The following is a 16,363-nucleotide window of genomic DNA, read 5'->3' as shown; positions in this document are numbered from 1 at the left end:
GCCTACGCGTTGGACCAGGAGCGGGTGGACAGCACCAGCAGATAGCCGTCCGGGTCCTGGACGGTCACGCCCCAGGTGTCCCAGTACGGGTTGTGGGCGGGGACCCGCTTGCCGCCGTGCTGTTCGAGCCGCTCGACCAGGGAGTCCGGCACCGGCTCGCCGAGGTAGACGACCAGGAGGTCCTCGGCGGTCGGCCGCGGCTCGATCGGCGCGGCGGGGTCGTGGACGAGCTCCAGGTGCCAGGCGGCATCGGGCCAGCCGGCCATGAGCAGGGAGTGCTCGCCGGGGGTGCCGTCCGTCTCGTGCCGGTAGAGGACGTCGAGCCCGAGCCCCGAGATCCAGAAGTCCTCCGCCGCGCGGAGGTCGCGCGAGGGGCGGGCGATGCGGATGTGAGCGGTGGCGTCAGCCGGCATGGTGCTACTTCCTTGCGATGGGGCGATGGGGCGATGGGGCGGACGGGGCGATGGGGCGTGGGTCCGTGATCGGCGATGGCTGCGAGCCTAGAGATCACGGAGCCGGGTGCCATCGGGCGCTGGTCGTAGTCCTCGGTGCCGAGCAGACGTCGGCCTGACCGGCCCCCGGCTCAACAGGGATCGATGTCCGGTCTTCCGTCTAGGCTGCGTGCCCATGGTCGAACGAGAGGACACGCGGCAGGAAACCGGGGACGCGACGTGGGCGGGCGTACGGGAGCGGGTGGGTGCGCTGGCCGCCGATCCGCGCAGCGTGGTGGTGTTCGGTTCGAGCGGGCACCGGTTCCGGCTGGACGAGCCGCTGACGGCCGCCGAGCTGGCCGAGTTCGAAGCACGCACCGGTGCTGAACTGCCCGAGGAGTACCGGCAGTTCCTGCTGCACGTCGGCGCGGGCGGCGCCGGTCCGGCGCACGGGGTGTTCCCGGTGCGCAAGGTGCAGGGCCGCTGGCGCTGGGAGGGCGACGGCGCGGACCTGGCCGACCTGTCCCGGCTGGCCGAGCCGTTCCCCCGGCAGGGCCCGGACCCAGAACTGGTGCGGGCGCTGCTCGCGGAGCGTCCGGAGGAGGAGGACTTCGAGGAGATCGAGGAGTTCGACGACGCCGTCGAGGCCTGGGACGAACGCTGGGTGCCGGTGATGTTCGCCCCGGAGCGCACGGCGGGCGCCGTCGTGATCTCCCATCTCGGCTGCGCCGCCCGGCAGTGGCTGATCCTGAGCGGCCCCGAGCGGGGCCGGATCTGGTCCGACGACCGGGTGGACGACGAGGACCTCGCCCCACTGCTCGACGTGCGCGGCGAGCCGGTGACCTTCACCCGGTGGTACCTCGGTTGGCTGGAGGAGAGCGAGCGGCAGGTGGCCGGCGCCCCTGCCGCGGCCGGGTGACCGCGTCGGCCCGGGGCCGTGAAAATGCCAGGATCCCGCCGCCCGTCCTTGGTTAGCCTCGACGCCATGACCTGGCTGCCTGATGACTTCGTCCACCCCGTCCACGTCCCCCTGCTCAGCGGTGACTACCACCTGCGTCCGATCACGGAGGCCGACGCAGCCCTCGACTATCCGGCGGTGATGGGCTCCCGTGAGCGCCTGTGGGGCATCTTCGGCCCGGCCTGGGGCTGGCCCGCGGAGACGATGACCTTCGAGGCGAACCGGATCGACCTGGCGCGGCACGAGCGGGAGATCGCCGCCCACCAGTCCTTCAACTTCGTCCTGCTCGACCGCGCCGAGACCGCGATCCTCGGCTGCGTCTACATCGACCCGCCGGAGCGGACCGGCGCGGACGGCGAACTCTCGTGGTGGGTGGTGGACGAGCTGGTCGGCGGCGAGGTGGAGCAGGCGTTGGACGCCCTGGTGCCGCAGTGGGTCGCCGCCGACTGGCCGTTCCAGCGGCCGCGTTACCTGGGACGCGACATCTCCTGGCAGGACTGGAAGGCGCTGCCGGCGGTCTGATCCTCCGGTTCCGACGTCTGGGGGCGGCGCGGTGAGCTCTCAGACGTCGGCCTGTCCGATCGGCGGCGGAGACGGCTCCGCGGGCGGCGGCAGCGGCGAGTAGCGGGCGCGGCTGCCGTTGAAGTGGGCCAGGTGGTACGTCGCGCCCTCGAACTCCAGCTCCATCGGCGGAGGATCCGTCACCGGCGGGGCCCAGCGGGTGAAGTCCTCACCCTCGACCTCGATCTGCGTCTCCAGCCTCGGCGTGCCCCAGTACCGCACGTAGCTCTCCGCGTGCTCCGCCGTCCAGAGCGGTCCGCCGCCGAGCGCCTTCAGCAGGGCGGGGCTGTAGACGGCGCGGACCCGGAAGCTCTCCAGGTGCCGACGCGGGACGACGATCGAGATGTAGCGGCGGCTGTTGCCCCGGTGCCTGCCGACGACGGGCACGCTCGGGCTGCCGTTGTCCCACCGGAGGGGGCCGACCCACACCTTGGCCCCGGGGGCGAAGTGCCGCAGCCCGGTGCGGATCTCCGTTCCGCCGCCGCCGTGGCCGGTCTCCCGTGCGACGTTGGCCACCACGCAGAGGCCCAGTGATCCAGGGCCGGTCTCGCTCGTCATGGCCGCCATGCTGGCCGAGCAGGGCCCTTGCCCGGTAACGGTTTTCGGGCGGAGGGGCGGGGGTCAGCCGACCCGGACCACATCCGACCGGGGGATGTCGATCGTGTGGATGTCGCCGAGGATGTCCACGGTCAGCTGCACGCGTCCCCGGTCGGGGTCGAGGGCCACCGCGGGCCCGGTGAAATCCGTGAACGGCCCGCCGGTGACCCGTACGTCATCACCGATCCGCAGACCTGCCGCGTGTGGCATGCCGTTTCCTTCCCCCGGCCGCGAACGCGAACGGGGTCCGGTACCTGAGTAGGTACCGGACCCCGTCCGACAATGGAGCGCCAGGCCCGGGTCGCACGGACTCTTCCTACTGAAAGTAGGACGTGCTCTGGTAGCACCGCTGACGCCTGACGAGGAATCACTCTCCCTCGCGACAGGAAGAATATTAGCAGCTCAAGACCCATGTGACGAACCACGGGGTGCGGGGCCCGCCTCAGCGGCGTTCGGCCGCCCGGAGCAGGCGCGGCGGGAGGTACGGGGACTCCACGTTGATCGCCCAACCGCGGCGGCGGGCGTGGCAGGCGAGGGCGAGGACGTCGAGGTCGATCGCGGCGTCGGGATCGGTGGGGCGGTCGGCGACGGAGTAGTGGTCGCGGTGGGCTTCCAGGGCGTCGAGCAGGGCGAGGTTGAAGCCGTCCTGGTCGCCGTCCACCAGCCGGGCGAGCAGGGCGACCGGCGGCGCGGGGAAGCCCGACCCCTTGGCGAGTTCGGCTTCGTACAGGGCCTTCTCGGTGGCGGGTGCGGGGTCGACGGCCCGGAAGTAGTCGTGCAGGGCGACGCGGTACGCGGCGTACACCGAGCGGTCGGCGGCGGAGCCGGTCGGCCCGGCGAGGACGAGCGGGGCGAGGTCCTCGCGGACGCCGGTGATCAGGGCGAAGTTGAGGGCCGAGTGCCAGCGCCCGGGGTGGGTGCTGTCGTCCCGGGTCGCGGGGAAGGCGACCGTGCGGCCGTCGATGACCACCTCGACGCTGGTGCCCGGTTCGGCGAGGGCGATCCGGAAGAGGGCTGCGCCGATCTGCGACGCGCGGCGGAGGTCGGCGAGCTGGGTGTCGGTGACGTCGGGGGTCTGGGAGGCGCGGACCTGGAAGAGGAGCGTTTGCCGGGACAGGGCGTCGGCGAGGTGGGCGACGGCGTGGGGGTCGTCGGGGGAGGGGTTGACCGCTTCCTGGACGGAGCTCTCGAAATGGGCCTCGCTGCCAGGGTGGAGAGGGAGCGCCGGGGTCGGACGGTCGACGCGGGCGGGCCAGGTCACCGTGGTGCGGCCGGGGGGCTCGAAGTTGGTGACGAGGGCGTGGGGGAGGTAGTCGGTGTCGACGGAGGGTGTCCAGCCGTGGGTCCGGTGGGCGAGTGCGGCGAGCGCGAGGGGGAGCAGGGGGAGCAGGCTGCTCGGCCGGGCGGTGGGGGTGAGGGGGCGGGCCTGGAGGAGGGCGGTCAGGCCCGAGTCGAAGGCCGCGCGGTCCTCGGCGGCCACGGCGCGCAGGGCGTGGAGGGCGAGGGCGGCTTCGCTGTCCCGGTCCTCGATCCGGGCGAGCGCGACGTCGATGGCGGCGAGCCTCTGTTCGGCGGTCGCGGGGTCGGGTGTGTCGTGGTCGCGGATGTCGCCGAAGAGGTGGGCCATGAAGCCGTCGACGAGTTCGGCTGCGGAGTATCCCGCGCCGGCGGGCATGTCCTGCCAGGTGTGGAAGAAGGCCTCGCCGTGCCGGGCGACCTTGTCGGAGAGGATCGCGAGGCAGAGCGCGTCGAGCCAGCGCTGCGGGAGGACGATGCTCGCGTGGGCGGTGTCGTCGGCGTTTTCGGGGTCCTTGCGGTCGTAGCTCATCCCGAAGTTCGGGTAGTCGAGGAAGACGTGGAAGGGACAGCGCGGGTAGTACGCGGCGAACGTGATGGCTCCGGCGGCGGCCTCGGTGGCGTCCTTGAGGACGGCCTTGGCCTCGGGGGTGTGGAGGTCGGGGGTGTCGAGGGAGAGGGCGCCGAGGTAGTCGAGGAACTCCTCGGAGATCAGCCGCCATTCGGTGGCGGTTATCAGGCCGGCCCGCGAGTAGGAGTGGACCTGGCCTCCGATCCGGTTGGCGAAGCCTTCGCGGGCCGCCGAGACGGCTGCTTCGTCTACCTGGTGACGCTCGATCCGCACAGTTCCGCTCCTTGCCTCCTCGCTTGATCGCCAGCCTATGCGCGGGGTCGGACGGTGTGCCGGGTGGGGCCGGTGGAGGCGGCGTCAGGAGCGGGGCGGGCCGTTCCTCGAACGGCCCGCCCGGTGTGGGGGAATCACACGTCGAACTCGCCGTCGCGGATGGCCGAGACGAGGTCGCGCCATTCGTCGGTGGTGAGTTGGGCGATGGCGGCGGGCAAGAGACTGCTGCGGACGAAGACGGTGTCGGGGGTGATGGCTACCTCCGGGCAGTTGCCTGCGTTGGAGCATGCGCTGGGCCGAATCCAGGAGCGGTTCTCCATCGGTTATATCTCCTTCTTGATCTTCGCGATCAGATCGCGGGAGTCCTCAACCGAAAGAGACCTATCGGTCATCTGGTCAACGACCGCACGGTACTCCTCCAGGTGCTCAGCCAGGTGGAGGAAGATCGGCCCCTCCATGGAGTCATAACTGACGGTGTCGAGCCTTGGTACGGGCCCGTTCGCGTAGTAGATCGCCTGGCCAGGTCCCTTGAAGCCTCCGGCTGCGAAGCTGATCACTCGAAGCGTGACATGTGGCAGCTGGGACAACTCCAGCATCCAGTCCAGCTGTTCCCGTGCCACGTCGCGACCGCCGAACTGCATGCGCAGAGCCGCCTCGTGGACGATCGCCGTGTATGGATGGGTGCCTTTCGCCATCAACATCTCGGATCGCAGCATCCGTTGCTCGACCCGTGTCTCCACAACGCGCGGAGTCAGCCGGACCTGATTGTCCTGGAAGATCGCGCGGCTGTAGCGCTCCGATTGCATGGGGCCGGGTGGATGGCAGATTTGGTAGGAGTACATGCCCTTTGCGTGATGCTCGAACTCGCAGATGTCGAGAAAACCCTGCGGAACGGAGCCGCGGTACTCCTCCCACCATCCCTTGGTCTTGTCGCCCGCCATCTCCGCGAGTGCGTCGACGTACTCGGAGTCGGCTTCTCCGTACTTGCGGGCAAGGGCGATTACTCGTTCGGGAGACACCGAGTAGGTCCCTTGCTCGATGAGCGTGATCTTCGTGCGGTCCACGCCGAGGACTGTGGCCGCCTTTGTGGTGGTCGTACCGGCGGCATCGCGCATCTTCCTCAGCTCGATGCCAACCCGCTGTTTGCGTGCACTTGGGGTAGGTGGCATGTGCTCAAGCATCCACCGGGGCGCTACAGCGAGTCCAGCCGCATTTAGGGGTACATGTGTGAGAAGTGGTCGCACATGTGCCATCCCATGCCCTACAGTCTGTGATGCACCGATCACCGAACGGATCGTCAGTAACGCCGCTCGGCACCGCAGAACACCCATGTCCGGTGGGCTTGTTCACGGCGACGCATCCGCCGGTCTCACCCTTCCTCCCCTGGGAGACCCCTGTGCGCAACCTCAACTCCCCCTCCCTCACCCTCTCCCGCGACACCCTCAACTCCGCGATGACCTCTGTCGGTTGGTCCCCCTCCCTGATCGCCGACGCCGAGCTCGCCATGGTCGAACTCATCGTCAATGCCTGGCGCCACGGTGAGACGGCCTCCCCCGTCGGCCTGCTCTGGCCCTCCGTGAACCCGGGCGAGATCAACCTCCAGGGCCGTCCGCTCGTCAACCTCGGCAACATCCCGGCCAGCACCCTGATCAACCTCCTCGCCCTCATTTGCGAGTACAGGCACAACCGGGACGCCGGCCACCACCACCGATAGTGGTGGCGTTTCCATCTCCCTTGCCGCTCCCCTGTCGCACTTGACGAACAGGTGCCACATTGGATCCAACTCGTCGGCCGGGGTAGGGGGTTGGGTTTGAGTTCGGGGGATGGTGTCGACTTGGTCGCGGCTGTGGTCGCGGCATTGACGCAGGCGGCGTCCAGCGCCGCCGGGGCTGCGGGAACCGCCTTGGGTGTCGAGGCCGTCGACTGGGTGCGTCAAGGACTCGGGCAGCTGCCGCGCTGGACACAGGCGGCCGAGCGGGCCGACAGCGCTCCCGAGGACGCCGAGGCCAAACAGCGCCTGGCGGAGGCGGTGAACGAGCTGCTCAGTCTCAACCCGGCCCTGGCCCAGGCGCTGGCCGCGCGCCTGGAACAGCTGCAGCGGCCCGTCGAAGCCCCGCCGGCGCCACCTGGACCCCCGACGGTCAACGTCGGGGAGGGTGCCCGCGTCGGCGGTGCCGGACAGGCCGCAGTCGGGTTAGGGAACGTCTTGGTCGGCGGCGACGTGCACAACAAGACCGTCGTCAAGCGCAGCAGCGTCGGCATCGTCATCACCGTCCTGGTCATCGTGGCGGGCCTGATCGCGCTCGGGATCCACTACCTCGGTGGGCCCGGACTCAACGGTGCCGTTCCACGCATCCCCGCCTCGGTGGAGGGTGCCGCCCTGAGGGCGACTACGACGGCCGACCATGTCCCGGAGTGGGATCGCTTCCGGGATTCGCTCACCAAGAACGGCCTGGAGAACCCTCAGATGGCAGCGTACGGCGTCGTCCCCAATGTCTTCTCGGACCAGAACCTGGGAGGTGACGAGCACGAGGCACGCTGGATGGTCGTCATCGCCGGGTCCACGACGACCTTCCAGCGGGTGCTCAGCGAAGCGCAGGCCAACCCGTCCGACACCAGGCTCGTTCCGGTCATGAACCCGGGCAAGAAGGTCCCGACCTCGCTGCCCGGGGCGATGTACTGCAGCGCCACCGGCTCGCAGGGCGTGCGTGAGGGCGATGACTACAGCTGCATGTGGACCGACGACAAGTACGTGATCATGGTCGACGGAGTGGGGCAGGATCCGATGCTCTCGGCCGCCGTCATCGAGCGGATCTACCACGGCACCGAGCACTAGCGAGGCACCGGAGGAGCGATCGGGACGGGCGACGGATACAGTCTCGCGTCGCCCCACCCATCGACCGAAGGAAGCCGATGCGTCGCCTCACCGCAGCATGTCTGCTCGTGGCCGCTGCTGCAGCACTGACGGGCTGCGCCAGTACAACTCCTGCAAGCAGCAAGGCGGTGGCCACCGCGGCGGTCGCTGCCACCACGGAGGCGGCCGCGCCTCCCGCCTCCTCTTCCGCCTCCGGGAGCCCCAGCCCCAGCGGTAGCACCAGCGCCGTACAGGCCTGGGCCCTGAAGTCCTCGCAGTTCAACACGGTGACCTCCGCGGTGATCCCGATGGCCGGCACCATCACGAGCGCGAACGGGGATGCCAAGGCCGTCGGCAAGGCGTGTACCGCGATGGCGGCGACGGTCAACGGGCTGCAGCCGGAAGCGGGTGCGCCGCAGGAGTGGGCGCAGGTCCTCAGCGACCTGCAGAAGGTCGCCACGCGCTGTGATGCGGTGACCTCCGGCGATCCCGCCGCCTACGAGCAGTTGGACCAGGACTTCGCCGACGCGATGGCCCATCTCGAACCGCTGGTCGGGTGACCGCCCGCCCTCTCCCGCGACCCGCCGCGCAGGAAGTCGCAACGCGAACCGACCACTCATGACCACCGGGGGAACCACTGTGTTTATGGAAATCCGCACCTACCGCCTGAAGCCCGGCACCGGCGCCGACTTCGTCCGCGTGATGGCCGAGGAGTCCGTCCCGCTCCTCGAAGCCGCGGGCATCCGGGTCATTGACCACGGCGCCTCCCTCGTAGCCGAGGACGGACACGAAGAGGCCTATCTGATCCGGGCGTTCGACTCCGTCGAGCGGCACCGCGCCCAGGAGGACGAGTTCTACGGCAGCGACGTCTGGCGCCAGGGCCCGCGCGAGGCGATCGTGTCGAGGGTCGACAGCATGCACTCGATCGTGATCGAGGTCCCCGACCATGCCGTGGACGCCTTCAAGCGCCCCTGAAGCCCGAGGACCTCCTGCAGGCCGGTGTCACGTCCAGGGAGAGGAAGCGCACACGTCGGCGGCCGCACAAGGGGGTTGTCAGGGCCGTCGGCACTGGTGATCATCGTGCGGTGATCACCGACATCAGAGGCGTACGGGCCGAGGAGTGGGAGCGGGTCAAGGCGATCCGACTGGACGCCCTGCGGGACCCGGTCGCCGGCATCGCCTTCCTCGACACGTACGAGAACGCCGCCGCCCAGCCTGACGAGTTCTGGCAGGCCCGCACCACCGGCGCGGCCGAGGGCGGCACCGTGCGGCAGCTCGTCGCGGAGGCCGGGGACGGCCGCTGGCTCGGCACCATCACCGTGCTGGTCGAGCGGCCCGGTGGGGCGGGGGCCCTCGGCGGCGACGTCATCGAGGTCCCGCAGACCCACCTGGTCGGCTTCTACGTCCGCCCCGAGGCGCGCGGCACCGGCCTGGCGCACGAGCTCATCCGGGCCGCCCAGGACTGGTCGTGGTCGCTCACCGAGCCCCGCATCGAGCGGGCGCGGCTGTTCGTCCACGAGGACAACGCCCGCGCCGAGGCGATGTACGTCCGGGCCGGCTTCAAGCACTCCGGGGTCTCGGTGCCGGTGCCGGGCGACGAGACGCGCCGGGAGATCGAACTGGCGGTCCTGCGGGGCTGACCACCGGCGGCGCCGGGCCTTCGGGGAACCGGGAGCCCGGCACATCCGGGGAGGGCGCTCGACGACCTCCTGCGCACCCTGCTGGAGGCCGCCGAGTAGCGCGACGCCTCGGCAGGGCCGGTCAGCCGCGCGGTGCCACCGTCGCGGCGAGCGCTCCCGGCAGCTCCGCGCCGGCGGCCCGCAGGCGCCGGGTGAGGTCCTCGCGGGTGTGCCCGGACGGCTGTGCCACCCACCCGGCGAGGGCCTGGTGGAACGCCGACAGCAGCATGTCGAGCGCGAGCCGGGCGCGCAGCTCGGCGGCGTCGTCCGAGGCCGCGTCCAGCGTGAAGCGCCGCCCGGCGACGGCCACCGCCTCCCGGCTGACCCGGTCGCAGAAGGCCAGCCCGTGAGCGTTCATCGAGGGCGTCCGGGCGGCCAACTTCCGGCTCGCCAGCACGCGTTCGGCCCAGCCCTCGGCCGGCATCCGGTCGATCGACTCGACCAGGGCGTCCTCGTACAGCGAGACCAGCCGACGTCCGCCCGGCGGGCAGTTCTCCAGCACCTCCAGGAACACCGCCCAGAGGTCCTGGGTGGGCGCCATCGCGACGTCCTCCTTGCTGCTGAACGCGCGGAAGAAGGTCCGCTTGGAGACCTCCACCGTCTCGCACAGCTGGTCCAGCGTCACCCCGTCGAAGCCGCGTTCGCCGAACAGCTCCAGTGCGGTGTCGATCAGCGCCTGCCGGGTGCGCAGCTTCTTGCGTTCGCGCAGCGGCAGCTTCGCGGGCGCGGATGCGGCGTCCAGCGGCGCGGTGTCCGGCGACGCGGCGTCCGGTGGCGCGGTGGCCTGGGGCTCGGCGGCCTTCTCGGGAGTCATCGCGATCAGTGTATCGAGGCAGCGAATGCCACCTGTAGGCTTATGCCACTCAGTGGCAGAATCTTGGGGAGGATCTTCCATGCGTGCACTTCTGGTCGACGACTCGGCCCCCGGCCGCCTGCGCCTCGGTACGGCCCCCGACCCCGAACCGGCCCCGCACCAGGCGCTGATCCGGGTCACCGCCACCTCGCTCAACTACGGGGAGGTCGCCTTCGCCCTCGACTCGGCCGCCGACGGCACGGTCCTCGGTTGGGACGCCGCCGGAGTCGTGGAGCGTGCCGCCGCCGACGGCTCCGGCCCGGCGGTCGGCACCCCGGTGGTCACCCTGATGCCCGCCGGCGCCTGGGCCGAACTGCGCGCCGTCGACACCGAGTTGATCGGCATCGCGCCCGCCGGGGCCGACCCGGCCGCACTCGCCACCATCCCGGTCGCCGGCGCCACCGCCCTACGCGCCCTGCATCGCGTGGGGCCGTTGCTCGGCCGTACCGTCCTGGTCGCCGGGGCCACCGGCGGGGTCGGCCGGTACGCCGTCCAACTCGCCCGCGCCGCGGGGGCGCACGTGATCGCGTCCACCGGTGCGCCGGCGGAGAACGGTGCCCTGCTGCGGCGTCTGGGCGCGCACGAGGTGGTCGGCACGCCGAAGGAGTCCCCGCGGCCCGTCGACGGCGTGATCGACCTGGTCGGCGGGCCCCAACTGGTCGAGGCCTACGGGGTCTTGGGCCCAGGCGGCACACTGGTCGCCGCCGGGCACATCGCGGGCCAGGGGGAGGACTTCCCCTTCGGCGCGCTCTTCGGCGACCAGGAACGGCACGACCGCAGCCTGGTGACCTTCTTCCTGCTCGCCTGCACCGGCCTCGGCCGGGACCTCACCTGGCTCGCCCACCGCGTCGCCGCAGGGGAGTTGGACCCCGGCATCACTTGGCGCGGCGGCTGGGACGGCGCCGCGGACGCCGTCGACGCCCTGCTCGCCGGCCGGCTCCACGGCAAGGCGGTACTGACCTTCGACGCCTGAGCGCGCAGCCGTCTCCGGTCGGGGCCCGTGGCGTGCGACGGGCCCCGAGCCGGGCGGGCGGCTACCGGAAGTCCTCCGCGTGGTCCCGCACCCACGAGCGGAAGCTGCGCGCCGGACGCCCGAGCACCCGCTCCACCGTGTCCGTCACCCGCTCCGGCTCGCGCGCGAACGCCTCCCACGCCCGCAGCCGGGACTCCACGAACGCCGCGTTCCCCCAAGCTGCCGTCAGCTGCTCGCGGGCCGTCTCCGGCGCCAGCTCCTCCCAGCGCACCGCACTGCCGAGCTCCTCGCCGATGATCCGCGCCAGCTCGGCGTGGGCGATCGACTCCAGCCCGGTGACCACGTACTTACCGCCGTCGTGCCCGTCCTCGGTGAGCGCCGCCACCGCCACGTCCGCGATGTCCTGCTCGTGGACCAGCGAGCGGCGCGCCTCGCCGTACGGCCAGCGGACGACGCCCTGGCGCACCTGGTCCGCCCAGCCGAGCATGTTGCCCGCGAAGTCGATCGCCCGTACGAAGGTCCAGCCCAGGCCGGACTTGCGGATCAACCGCTCGATCTCCTGGTGGAAGATCACCGCCGGCTCGTCGTCCGCGAGGTCGGCCACGTCCGCCGACAGATAGACGACCCGCTCGGCGTGCTCGGCGATCAGCTCCACCACCCGCGGCTGCACCGGGATCCCCGGCCACATCAGATAGACGCTCTCCACCCCGCCCCGCAGCGCGTTCACCAGGCTCTCCGGCGCCGCCAGATCCCCCCGCACGGCCTCCACCCCCGCGGGCAGGTCGGCCCTGGCGCCGTCTCGCACCAACGCCCTCACCTCGTGCCCACCTTCGGCCAGCGAAGCCACAACGTGCCTGCCCACACTGCCGTTTGCGCCGATCACCAGAATCTTGGTCATGCCTGCCCCGAACACCGGGCGGGCCCGGACTATGCCCCGGCCCGGGGGTGCTGCTCGCGTGCCGGGAGGACCGGTCCGTGCCGCAGCCGCCGTGGTGGTCGATGCTCTGCGAGGACGCCGTGCGATGAGCCTGCGCCTCCATCAACTCGCGCTGGACGCCGCCGATCCAGCCGCGCTCGCCCGTTTCCGGGCTCGGGTGCTGCCGGAGAAGTCCCCGACGGCCTAGCGGGCCGCTCGATCCCGCTGCGCCTGCCGCCGCCACTGCGACGGGGTCAGGCCCCGGGCCCGCTTGAAGGCCGTGCTGAACGCGAACGGGTCCTCGTAGCCCACCTCCCGGGCCACCGCCGCCACGGTCGCCTCGGTGTCGCGCAGCAGGTCCGCGCCCAGGGCCATCCGCCAGCCGGTGAGGTATCCGAGCGGGGGCTCGCCCACCAGGGCGGTGAAGCGGGCGGCGAAGGCGGCTCGGGAGAGGCCGACCCGCCCGGCCAGCTCGGCGACCGTCCAGCGGTGCGCAGGGTCCCCGTGCAGCAGGCGCAGTGCGTCACCGACCGCCGGGGCGGCCAACGCGCCGTACCAGGAGGGGGCTCGGGCTCCGCTGTCGGAGGCGCACCAGGCCCGCAGGGCGAGCACCAGCACCAGGTCCAGCGCCCGGTTGAGCACCGCGTCCTGGCCCGGCTCCTCCTGGGCGACCTCGGCGGAGAGCAGCTCCAACGCCGCCCGGGTGCGCGGCCCGGCGGGGACCACGGCCAGCGGCGGGAGCATCCCCAGCAGGCGCCGCCCGACGTCGCCGCGCAGCTCGTAGGCGCCCCGGAGCAGGGTGGTGGCGCCGGGCAGGCCGTCGCCGTAGGTGCGGGGCGCCAGGTGCTGCCCGACGGACGCCGCGCCGTCGAGGAACTGCTTGCGGCCCGCGCGGATCACCACCTGCGGCGGGGTGTCGGGGGAGTCGGCGACGGTGTACCCGCCGGTGACGCCGCTGATCAGGGCGATGTCCCCGGCGGCCAGCTCCCGTGGTGTCCCGGGATCGGAGTCCAGCCGCAGGCAGGCGCGGCCGCCCAGGGCGGTGACCACGGTGAGCGGCGGGGCCTCGGCGAAGGTCATCGACCACGGCGGCCGCTGGACCAGCTGCCGGACGGCCGCATTGCTGGCCCGGGCGCGGTGCAGCAGATCGCTCAGCACGTCCATGGCGGCCACGGTAGCCGGTGCGGGCGCGGCCCGGGACTGGACGATCACCGAGGGATCGGCGACGTTCTCCCATGGATCGCCCGGCCGTGCCCGGGTTGGCTGGAGGCCATGAAGACCATCCTCGTCCTGGGCGGCACCGGCACGACCGGCCGCCGCATCGCCCGCCGCCTGACCGCCGCCGGCCACCCCGTCCGTACGGCCGCCCGCACCGGCGGCGACGTCCGCCTCGACCTGGCCGACCCGGCGACCTTCCCACCCGCCCTCGTCGGCGTGGGCGCCGCCTACCTGGTGGAGCCCGACGTGCGGACCGGCCCCGACCGGCGGGAGCGCATCCCGCGCCTGGTCGCCGAGGCGGTCGGCGCGGGCGTGCGGCGGCTTGTGCTGCTCTCCGCGCACGGCGTCGGCCGGGCGGGCGAGGACCACCCGCTCAAGGCCGTCGAACGGGCCGTCCGGGAGTCGGGTGTGGACTGGACGGTGATCCAACCCGGCTGGTTCGCGCAGAACTTCAGTGAGTCCTCCTGGCTGCCGGCCGTGCGCTCCGGCGTCCTGGCCGTGCCGGTCGGCGACGGCCGCACGCCCTTCGTCGACGCCGAGGACATCGCCGCGGTCGCGGTCGCCGCGCTCACCGAGGAACGCCACAGCGGACAGACCTACCAGGTCACCGGCCCCCGGGCGGTGGGCTTCGGGGAGGCGGTCGCCCTGATCTCCGCCGCCGTCGGCCGTACCGTCCGCCACCTCGACGTCGACCCGGTCGCCTTCGCCGAGCGCATGACCGCCGAGGGCGGGGTGCCGGCCGAGGTGGCGCGGCGGCTGACCGACCTGCTGGTGGACATCCGGGAGGGGCGCGGTCCCGAGGTCTCCGACGGTGTGGAGCGCGCCCTCGGTCGCCCGGCGCGCCCGTTCGAGCGGTTCGTCACCGAGGCCGCTGCCGCGGGTCATTGGGCCTGAGCCGGACCACCCGGGGCGGCTAGGCTGGCCGGATGTCCGACGACCGGTTGCGAGTCACCGTCCTGGGGAGCGCCACGCCCTACCCGAGCGCGGACAACCCCTGCTCCGGCTACCTGGTGTCCGGCGGGGGAAGTCGGGTCTGGGTGGACGCCGGCACCGGCACGCTGGGCCCGCTCCAGCGGTACGCGCGGCTGGACGAGCTGGACGCGATCTGGATCTCGCACCTGCACGCCGACCACTGCGCCGACCTGCTCACCGCCTACTACGGCGCCCTGTACGCCGACATCCGGCTCGCCGCGCCGATCCCGCTCTACGGCCCGCCCGGCACCGCGGACCGGCTGGCGGACTTCCTGACCAACTCGGCGCGGCGCAGCCCGGTCGAATCCGCCTTCGCCGTCACCGAGTTGTCCGACGGGTACCGGGTGACGGTCGGCCGGACGGTGCTGACCAGCCGGGCGGTGGACCACGGCATGCCGGCCTTCGCCCTGCGGGTGGAGGCCGGCGGCCGCTCGCTGGTCTACTCCGGCGACACTGCGCCGTGCGCCGCGCTCACCGAACTGGCCGCGGGCTGCGACCTGTTGCTGTGCGAGGCGGAGGGTGACGACCCGGCGCACCACACCCCCGAACAGGCCGGTGCCACCGCCACCGCGGCCGCCGCGCGCCGCCTGGTCGTCACCCACGTCGGCCGGGCCGTGACCCCCGGGCGGGCGGTCGCCCGCGCCGCGGCCCACTTCGCGGGGCCCGTCGAGCACGCCGATCCAGGGGCGGTCTTCACGGTCTGACCGCCCGATCCCGGCGGCCCGGCCCGCGCCGATCAATCCGCCCTGCTCAGCCTGCCGTGCTCAACCCGCCACGCGCACCACGTACTTGCCCGTGCCCCGCCCTTCCTGCATGGCGTCGTGCGCGGCCGGGACGGCCTCCAGGCCCGGCAGTTCGGTGAGCGGGATGCTCAGCCCGCGGGTTGCCTGCAGGTCGAGGGTGGTGCGGATGGCCCGGGCGAGGCGCTCGGGGGCGGTGGCGGCGAAGGCGCGGTGGCTGAAGCCGGTGACGGAGAGGTTGCCGGCCATCAGACGCCCGAGCGGGGGCAGGTCGCCGACAGCGCCGCCGCCCGCGTTGCCGAACAGGACGATCCGGCCGCCGGGCGCGGTGACGTCGAGGTCGAGATCCAGGGCGGTCGTGCCCAGCGGGTCGAGCACCAGGTCGACGCCCCGGCCGTCGGTCGCGGTGCGGACGGCGTCGGCGAGCTTCTCGTCGCGGGCGAAGGCGTGGTCGTAGCCCGACTCGACGGCGGCTGCGGCCTTCTCCGGGCGTCCGACCGTGCCGATCAGCGTGCCCAGGCCGCCGAGCAGGGGGACCAGCTGGGCGATCGCGCTGCCGACGCCGCCGCCGGCCGAGTGGACCAGGACGTTGTCCGTGGCCCTCAGTCGACCCGCGTCGGTCAGCAGCAGGACGGCGGTGGCGAGGCCCAGCGGCGCGGCGGCGGCCGCACTGAGCTCCAGCCCGTCCGGTACCGGGACGGTCAGCACGGCATCGGCGACGACGACCTCGGCCAGCCCGCCGCCGACCGGTGCGGCCACCACCCGGTCGCCGACGGCCAGACCGGTGACGCCCTCGCCGAGCTCGCGGACCGTACCGGCCACCTCCTTGCCCGGCAGGTGCGGCCACTCGGCGGTGTAGCCGCCGTCGCCCCGGCGGGCCATCACGTCGACGAAGTTCAGTCCGGCCCAGGCGACGTCGATCGCCATCTGGCCGGGGCCGGGACGCGGTGCCTCGATCTGTCGGACCTCGGAGTTCTCGGCTCCGCCGGCTGCGGTCATCACCAGTGCGCGCATGTTCGCGCCCCCTCCACTACGATGTTCGACGAAAGGCGAAATTGCTGGGTCATTGCTACCACGCACTTTCGACGATTGTCGAACATCACAGATCAGGGAGGTCGTCCATGCCCCGCAGCACCCGCCGCCGGCCGGCGCTCGCGCACCCCGCGACCGAGGAGATCGACCTCTACGACGTCCTGCACGCGCTCTCCGACCCCACCCGGATGACCATCGTCCGAGTCCTGCGCACCGAACCGGAACGGGCCTGCGGCACCTTCCCGGTGGACGTCGCGCCCTCCACCCTCAGCCACCACTTCAAGGTGCTGCGAGAGTCGGGTGTGATCACCCAGCGCGAGGAGGCCAACCGCCGGTTCTCCTCGCTGCGCACGGTCGACCTGGAGCGGCGCTTCCCCGGCCTGCTCGACACGGTCCTCGCCGCACTCGCCCGCAACGAGGCGGCCGACACGGCGTAGGG

General features: G+C 72.3%; 21 protein-coding genes. 11 read left to right on the top strand and 10 right to left on the bottom strand.

Annotated elements, in window-relative coordinates:
- Positions 1–2 precede the first annotated feature (2 nt).
- Complete coding sequence (locus ACH4E7_RS18910; RefSeq protein ID WP_396250158.1) at positions 3–413, bottom strand: VOC family protein; 411 nt, start codon at positions 411–413, stop codon at positions 3–5.
- A gap of 214 nt (positions 414–627) precedes the next feature.
- Here ACH4E7_RS18910 and ACH4E7_RS18905 point away from each other — a divergent pair, with 214 nt between their 5' ends.
- The gene (locus tag ACH4E7_RS18905; protein ID WP_396250157.1) at positions 628–1,350 is read left to right on the top strand and encodes an SMI1/KNR4 family protein; all 723 of its coding nucleotides are present in this window, start codon (positions 628–630) and stop codon (positions 1,348–1,350) included.
- Between the two features lie 66 nt (positions 1,351–1,416).
- Positions 1,417–1,911, top strand: coding sequence for an N-acetyltransferase (locus tag ACH4E7_RS18900; RefSeq protein ID WP_396250156.1), 495 nt, complete (start codon positions 1,417–1,419; stop codon positions 1,909–1,911).
- A 39-nt stretch (positions 1,912–1,950) separates the two neighbouring features.
- On the opposite strand, the gene ACH4E7_RS18895 is transcribed toward ACH4E7_RS18900, so the two are convergent.
- From ACH4E7_RS18895 to ACH4E7_RS18875, 5 genes are all read right to left on the bottom strand, one after another.
- On the bottom strand, positions 1,951–2,508 hold the full coding sequence (locus ACH4E7_RS18895) for a hypothetical protein (protein ID WP_396250155.1): 558 nt from the start codon (positions 2,506–2,508) through the stop codon (positions 1,951–1,953).
- Between the two features lie 63 nt (positions 2,509–2,571).
- Entirely contained in the window at positions 2,572–2,757 is a 186-nt protein-coding gene (locus ACH4E7_RS18890; protein ID WP_396250154.1) for a transcription termination/antitermination protein NusG, read from the bottom strand.
- Positions 2,758–2,989: 232 nt separating this feature from the next.
- Positions 2,990–4,687 carry an immunity 49 family protein gene (locus ACH4E7_RS18885; protein WP_396250153.1) on the bottom strand — a complete coding sequence of 566 codons (1,698 nt, stop codon included), beginning with the start codon at positions 4,685–4,687 and terminating at the stop codon, positions 2,990–2,992.
- A 134-nt stretch (positions 4,688–4,821) separates the two neighbouring features.
- Positions 4,822–5,007 carry a DUF397 domain-containing protein gene (locus ACH4E7_RS18880; protein ID WP_396250152.1) on the bottom strand — a complete coding sequence of 62 codons (186 nt, stop codon included), beginning with the start codon at positions 5,005–5,007 and terminating at the stop codon, positions 4,822–4,824.
- 3 nt (positions 5,008–5,010) lie between these two features.
- The gene (locus tag ACH4E7_RS18875) at positions 5,011–5,868 is read right to left on the bottom strand and encodes a DUF5753 domain-containing protein (protein WP_396250151.1); all 858 of its coding nucleotides are present in this window, start codon (positions 5,866–5,868) and stop codon (positions 5,011–5,013) included.
- A 215-nt stretch (positions 5,869–6,083) separates the two neighbouring features.
- Here ACH4E7_RS18875 and ACH4E7_RS18870 point away from each other — a divergent pair, with 215 nt between their 5' ends.
- The 5 genes from ACH4E7_RS18870 (at position 6,084) to ACH4E7_RS18850 (ending at position 9,181) form a co-directional block, all read left to right on the top strand.
- Entirely contained in the window at positions 6,084–6,401 is a 318-nt protein-coding gene (locus ACH4E7_RS18870; protein WP_396250150.1) for a hypothetical protein, read from the top strand.
- Between the two features lie 120 nt (positions 6,402–6,521).
- Positions 6,522–7,523, top strand: a complete 1,002-nt coding sequence (locus ACH4E7_RS18865) for a hypothetical protein (RefSeq protein WP_396250149.1) — start codon at positions 6,522–6,524, stop codon at positions 7,521–7,523.
- Positions 7,524–7,600: 77 nt separating this feature from the next.
- Positions 7,601–8,101: a hypothetical protein gene (locus ACH4E7_RS18860; RefSeq protein ID WP_396250148.1), complete on the top strand. Its 501-nt coding sequence runs from the start codon at positions 7,601–7,603 to the stop codon at positions 8,099–8,101.
- 85 nt (positions 8,102–8,186) lie between these two features.
- Positions 8,187–8,516 (top strand): NIPSNAP family protein, encoded by a 330-nt coding sequence (locus ACH4E7_RS18855; protein WP_396250147.1) that lies wholly within the window; start codon positions 8,187–8,189, stop codon positions 8,514–8,516.
- Positions 8,517–8,626: 110 nt separating this feature from the next.
- On the top strand, positions 8,627–9,181 hold the full coding sequence (locus ACH4E7_RS18850) for a GNAT family N-acetyltransferase (RefSeq protein ID WP_396250146.1): 555 nt from the start codon (positions 8,627–8,629) through the stop codon (positions 9,179–9,181).
- A gap of 121 nt (positions 9,182–9,302) precedes the next feature.
- Here ACH4E7_RS18850 and ACH4E7_RS18845 read toward each other — a convergent pair whose 3' ends face one another.
- Positions 9,303–10,034 (bottom strand): TetR/AcrR family transcriptional regulator, encoded by a 732-nt coding sequence (locus ACH4E7_RS18845; protein ID WP_396250145.1) that lies wholly within the window; start codon positions 10,032–10,034, stop codon positions 9,303–9,305.
- A gap of 79 nt (positions 10,035–10,113) precedes the next feature.
- On the opposite strand from ACH4E7_RS18845, the gene ACH4E7_RS18840 reads away from it, so the two are divergent.
- Complete coding sequence (locus ACH4E7_RS18840) at positions 10,114–11,046, top strand: zinc-binding dehydrogenase (protein WP_396250144.1); 933 nt, start codon at positions 10,114–10,116, stop codon at positions 11,044–11,046.
- Positions 11,047–11,107: 61 nt separating this feature from the next.
- On the opposite strand, the gene ACH4E7_RS18835 is transcribed toward ACH4E7_RS18840, so the two are convergent.
- Both ACH4E7_RS18835 and ACH4E7_RS18830 read right to left on the bottom strand, forming a co-directional pair.
- Positions 11,108–11,944, bottom strand: coding sequence for an NmrA family NAD(P)-binding protein (locus ACH4E7_RS18835; protein ID WP_396250143.1), 837 nt, complete (start codon positions 11,942–11,944; stop codon positions 11,108–11,110).
- Between the two features lie 222 nt (positions 11,945–12,166).
- Complete coding sequence (locus ACH4E7_RS18830; protein WP_396250142.1) at positions 12,167–13,126, bottom strand: AraC family transcriptional regulator; 960 nt, start codon at positions 13,124–13,126, stop codon at positions 12,167–12,169.
- Positions 13,127–13,234: 108 nt separating this feature from the next.
- Between ACH4E7_RS18830 and ACH4E7_RS18825 the strand changes: the two genes are divergently transcribed.
- Positions 13,235–14,074 carry an NAD(P)H-binding protein gene (locus tag ACH4E7_RS18825; protein WP_396250141.1) on the top strand — a complete coding sequence of 280 codons (840 nt, stop codon included), beginning with the start codon at positions 13,235–13,237 and terminating at the stop codon, positions 14,072–14,074.
- 32 nt (positions 14,075–14,106) lie between these two features.
- On the top strand, positions 14,107–14,856 hold the full coding sequence (locus ACH4E7_RS18820) for an MBL fold metallo-hydrolase (protein WP_396250140.1): 750 nt from the start codon (positions 14,107–14,109) through the stop codon (positions 14,854–14,856).
- Between the two features lie 60 nt (positions 14,857–14,916).
- Here the strand turns inward: ACH4E7_RS18820 and ACH4E7_RS18815 are convergent, their stop codons facing one another.
- A complete protein-coding gene (locus ACH4E7_RS18815) occupies positions 14,917–15,906 on the bottom strand; it encodes a zinc-binding alcohol dehydrogenase family protein (RefSeq protein WP_396250139.1) in 990 nt (329 codons plus the stop codon).
- A 107-nt stretch (positions 15,907–16,013) separates the two neighbouring features.
- Here ACH4E7_RS18815 and ACH4E7_RS18810 point away from each other — a divergent pair, with 107 nt between their 5' ends.
- Complete coding sequence (locus ACH4E7_RS18810) at positions 16,014–16,361, top strand: ArsR/SmtB family transcription factor (RefSeq protein WP_396250138.1); 348 nt, start codon at positions 16,014–16,016, stop codon at positions 16,359–16,361.
- Positions 16,362–16,363 lie beyond the last annotated feature (2 nt).

This window comes from Kitasatospora sp. NPDC018058 (genome assembly GCF_044327205.1).
In the GTDB taxonomy this organism is placed as follows: domain Bacteria; phylum Actinomycetota; class Actinomycetes; order Streptomycetales; family Streptomycetaceae; genus Kitasatospora.
Note: the sequence above shows the minus strand (reverse complement) of the source record. Positions and strands in the feature narration are given on the sequence as shown.

Excerpts from the sequence above, each read along its gene's own strand:
- ACH4E7_RS18910 (WP_396250158.1), bottom strand. The coding sequence starts at position 413 with ATGCCGGCTGACGCCACCGCTCACATCCGCATCGCCCGCCCCTCGCGC.
- ACH4E7_RS18820 (WP_396250140.1), top strand. The coding sequence starts at position 14,107 with ATGTCCGACGACCGGTTGCGAGTCACCGTCCTGGGGAGCGCCACGCCC.
- ACH4E7_RS18860 (WP_396250148.1), top strand. The coding sequence starts at position 7,601 with ATGCGTCGCCTCACCGCAGCATGTCTGCTCGTGGCCGCTGCTGCAGCA.
- ACH4E7_RS18895 (WP_396250155.1), bottom strand. The coding sequence starts at position 2,508 with ATGACGAGCGAGACCGGCCCTGGATCACTGGGCCTCTGCGTGGTGGCC.
- ACH4E7_RS18900 (WP_396250156.1), top strand. The coding sequence starts at position 1,417 with ATGACCTGGCTGCCTGATGACTTCGTCCACCCCGTCCACGTCCCCCTG.
- ACH4E7_RS18880 (WP_396250152.1), bottom strand. The coding sequence starts at position 5,007 with ATGGAGAACCGCTCCTGGATTCGGCCCAGCGCATGCTCCAACGCAGGC.
- ACH4E7_RS18810 (WP_396250138.1), top strand. The coding sequence starts at position 16,014 with ATGCCCCGCAGCACCCGCCGCCGGCCGGCGCTCGCGCACCCCGCGACC.
- ACH4E7_RS18840 (WP_396250144.1), top strand. The coding sequence starts at position 10,114 with ATGCGTGCACTTCTGGTCGACGACTCGGCCCCCGGCCGCCTGCGCCTC.
- ACH4E7_RS18830 (WP_396250142.1), bottom strand. The coding sequence starts at position 13,126 with ATGGACGTGCTGAGCGATCTGCTGCACCGCGCCCGGGCCAGCAATGCG.
- ACH4E7_RS18855 (WP_396250147.1), top strand. The coding sequence starts at position 8,187 with ATGGAAATCCGCACCTACCGCCTGAAGCCCGGCACCGGCGCCGACTTC.
- ACH4E7_RS18835 (WP_396250143.1), bottom strand. The coding sequence starts at position 11,944 with ATGACCAAGATTCTGGTGATCGGCGCAAACGGCAGTGTGGGCAGGCAC.
- ACH4E7_RS18890 (WP_396250154.1), bottom strand. The coding sequence starts at position 2,757 with ATGCCACACGCGGCAGGTCTGCGGATCGGTGATGACGTACGGGTCACC.
- ACH4E7_RS18845 (WP_396250145.1), bottom strand. The coding sequence starts at position 10,034 with ATGACTCCCGAGAAGGCCGCCGAGCCCCAGGCCACCGCGCCACCGGAC.
- ACH4E7_RS18905 (WP_396250157.1), top strand. The coding sequence starts at position 628 with ATGGTCGAACGAGAGGACACGCGGCAGGAAACCGGGGACGCGACGTGG.
- ACH4E7_RS18815 (WP_396250139.1), bottom strand. The coding sequence starts at position 15,906 with ATGCGCGCACTGGTGATGACCGCAGCCGGCGGAGCCGAGAACTCCGAG.
- ACH4E7_RS18875 (WP_396250151.1), bottom strand. The coding sequence starts at position 5,868 with ATGCTTGAGCACATGCCACCTACCCCAAGTGCACGCAAACAGCGGGTT.
- ACH4E7_RS18825 (WP_396250141.1), top strand. The coding sequence starts at position 13,235 with ATGAAGACCATCCTCGTCCTGGGCGGCACCGGCACGACCGGCCGCCGC.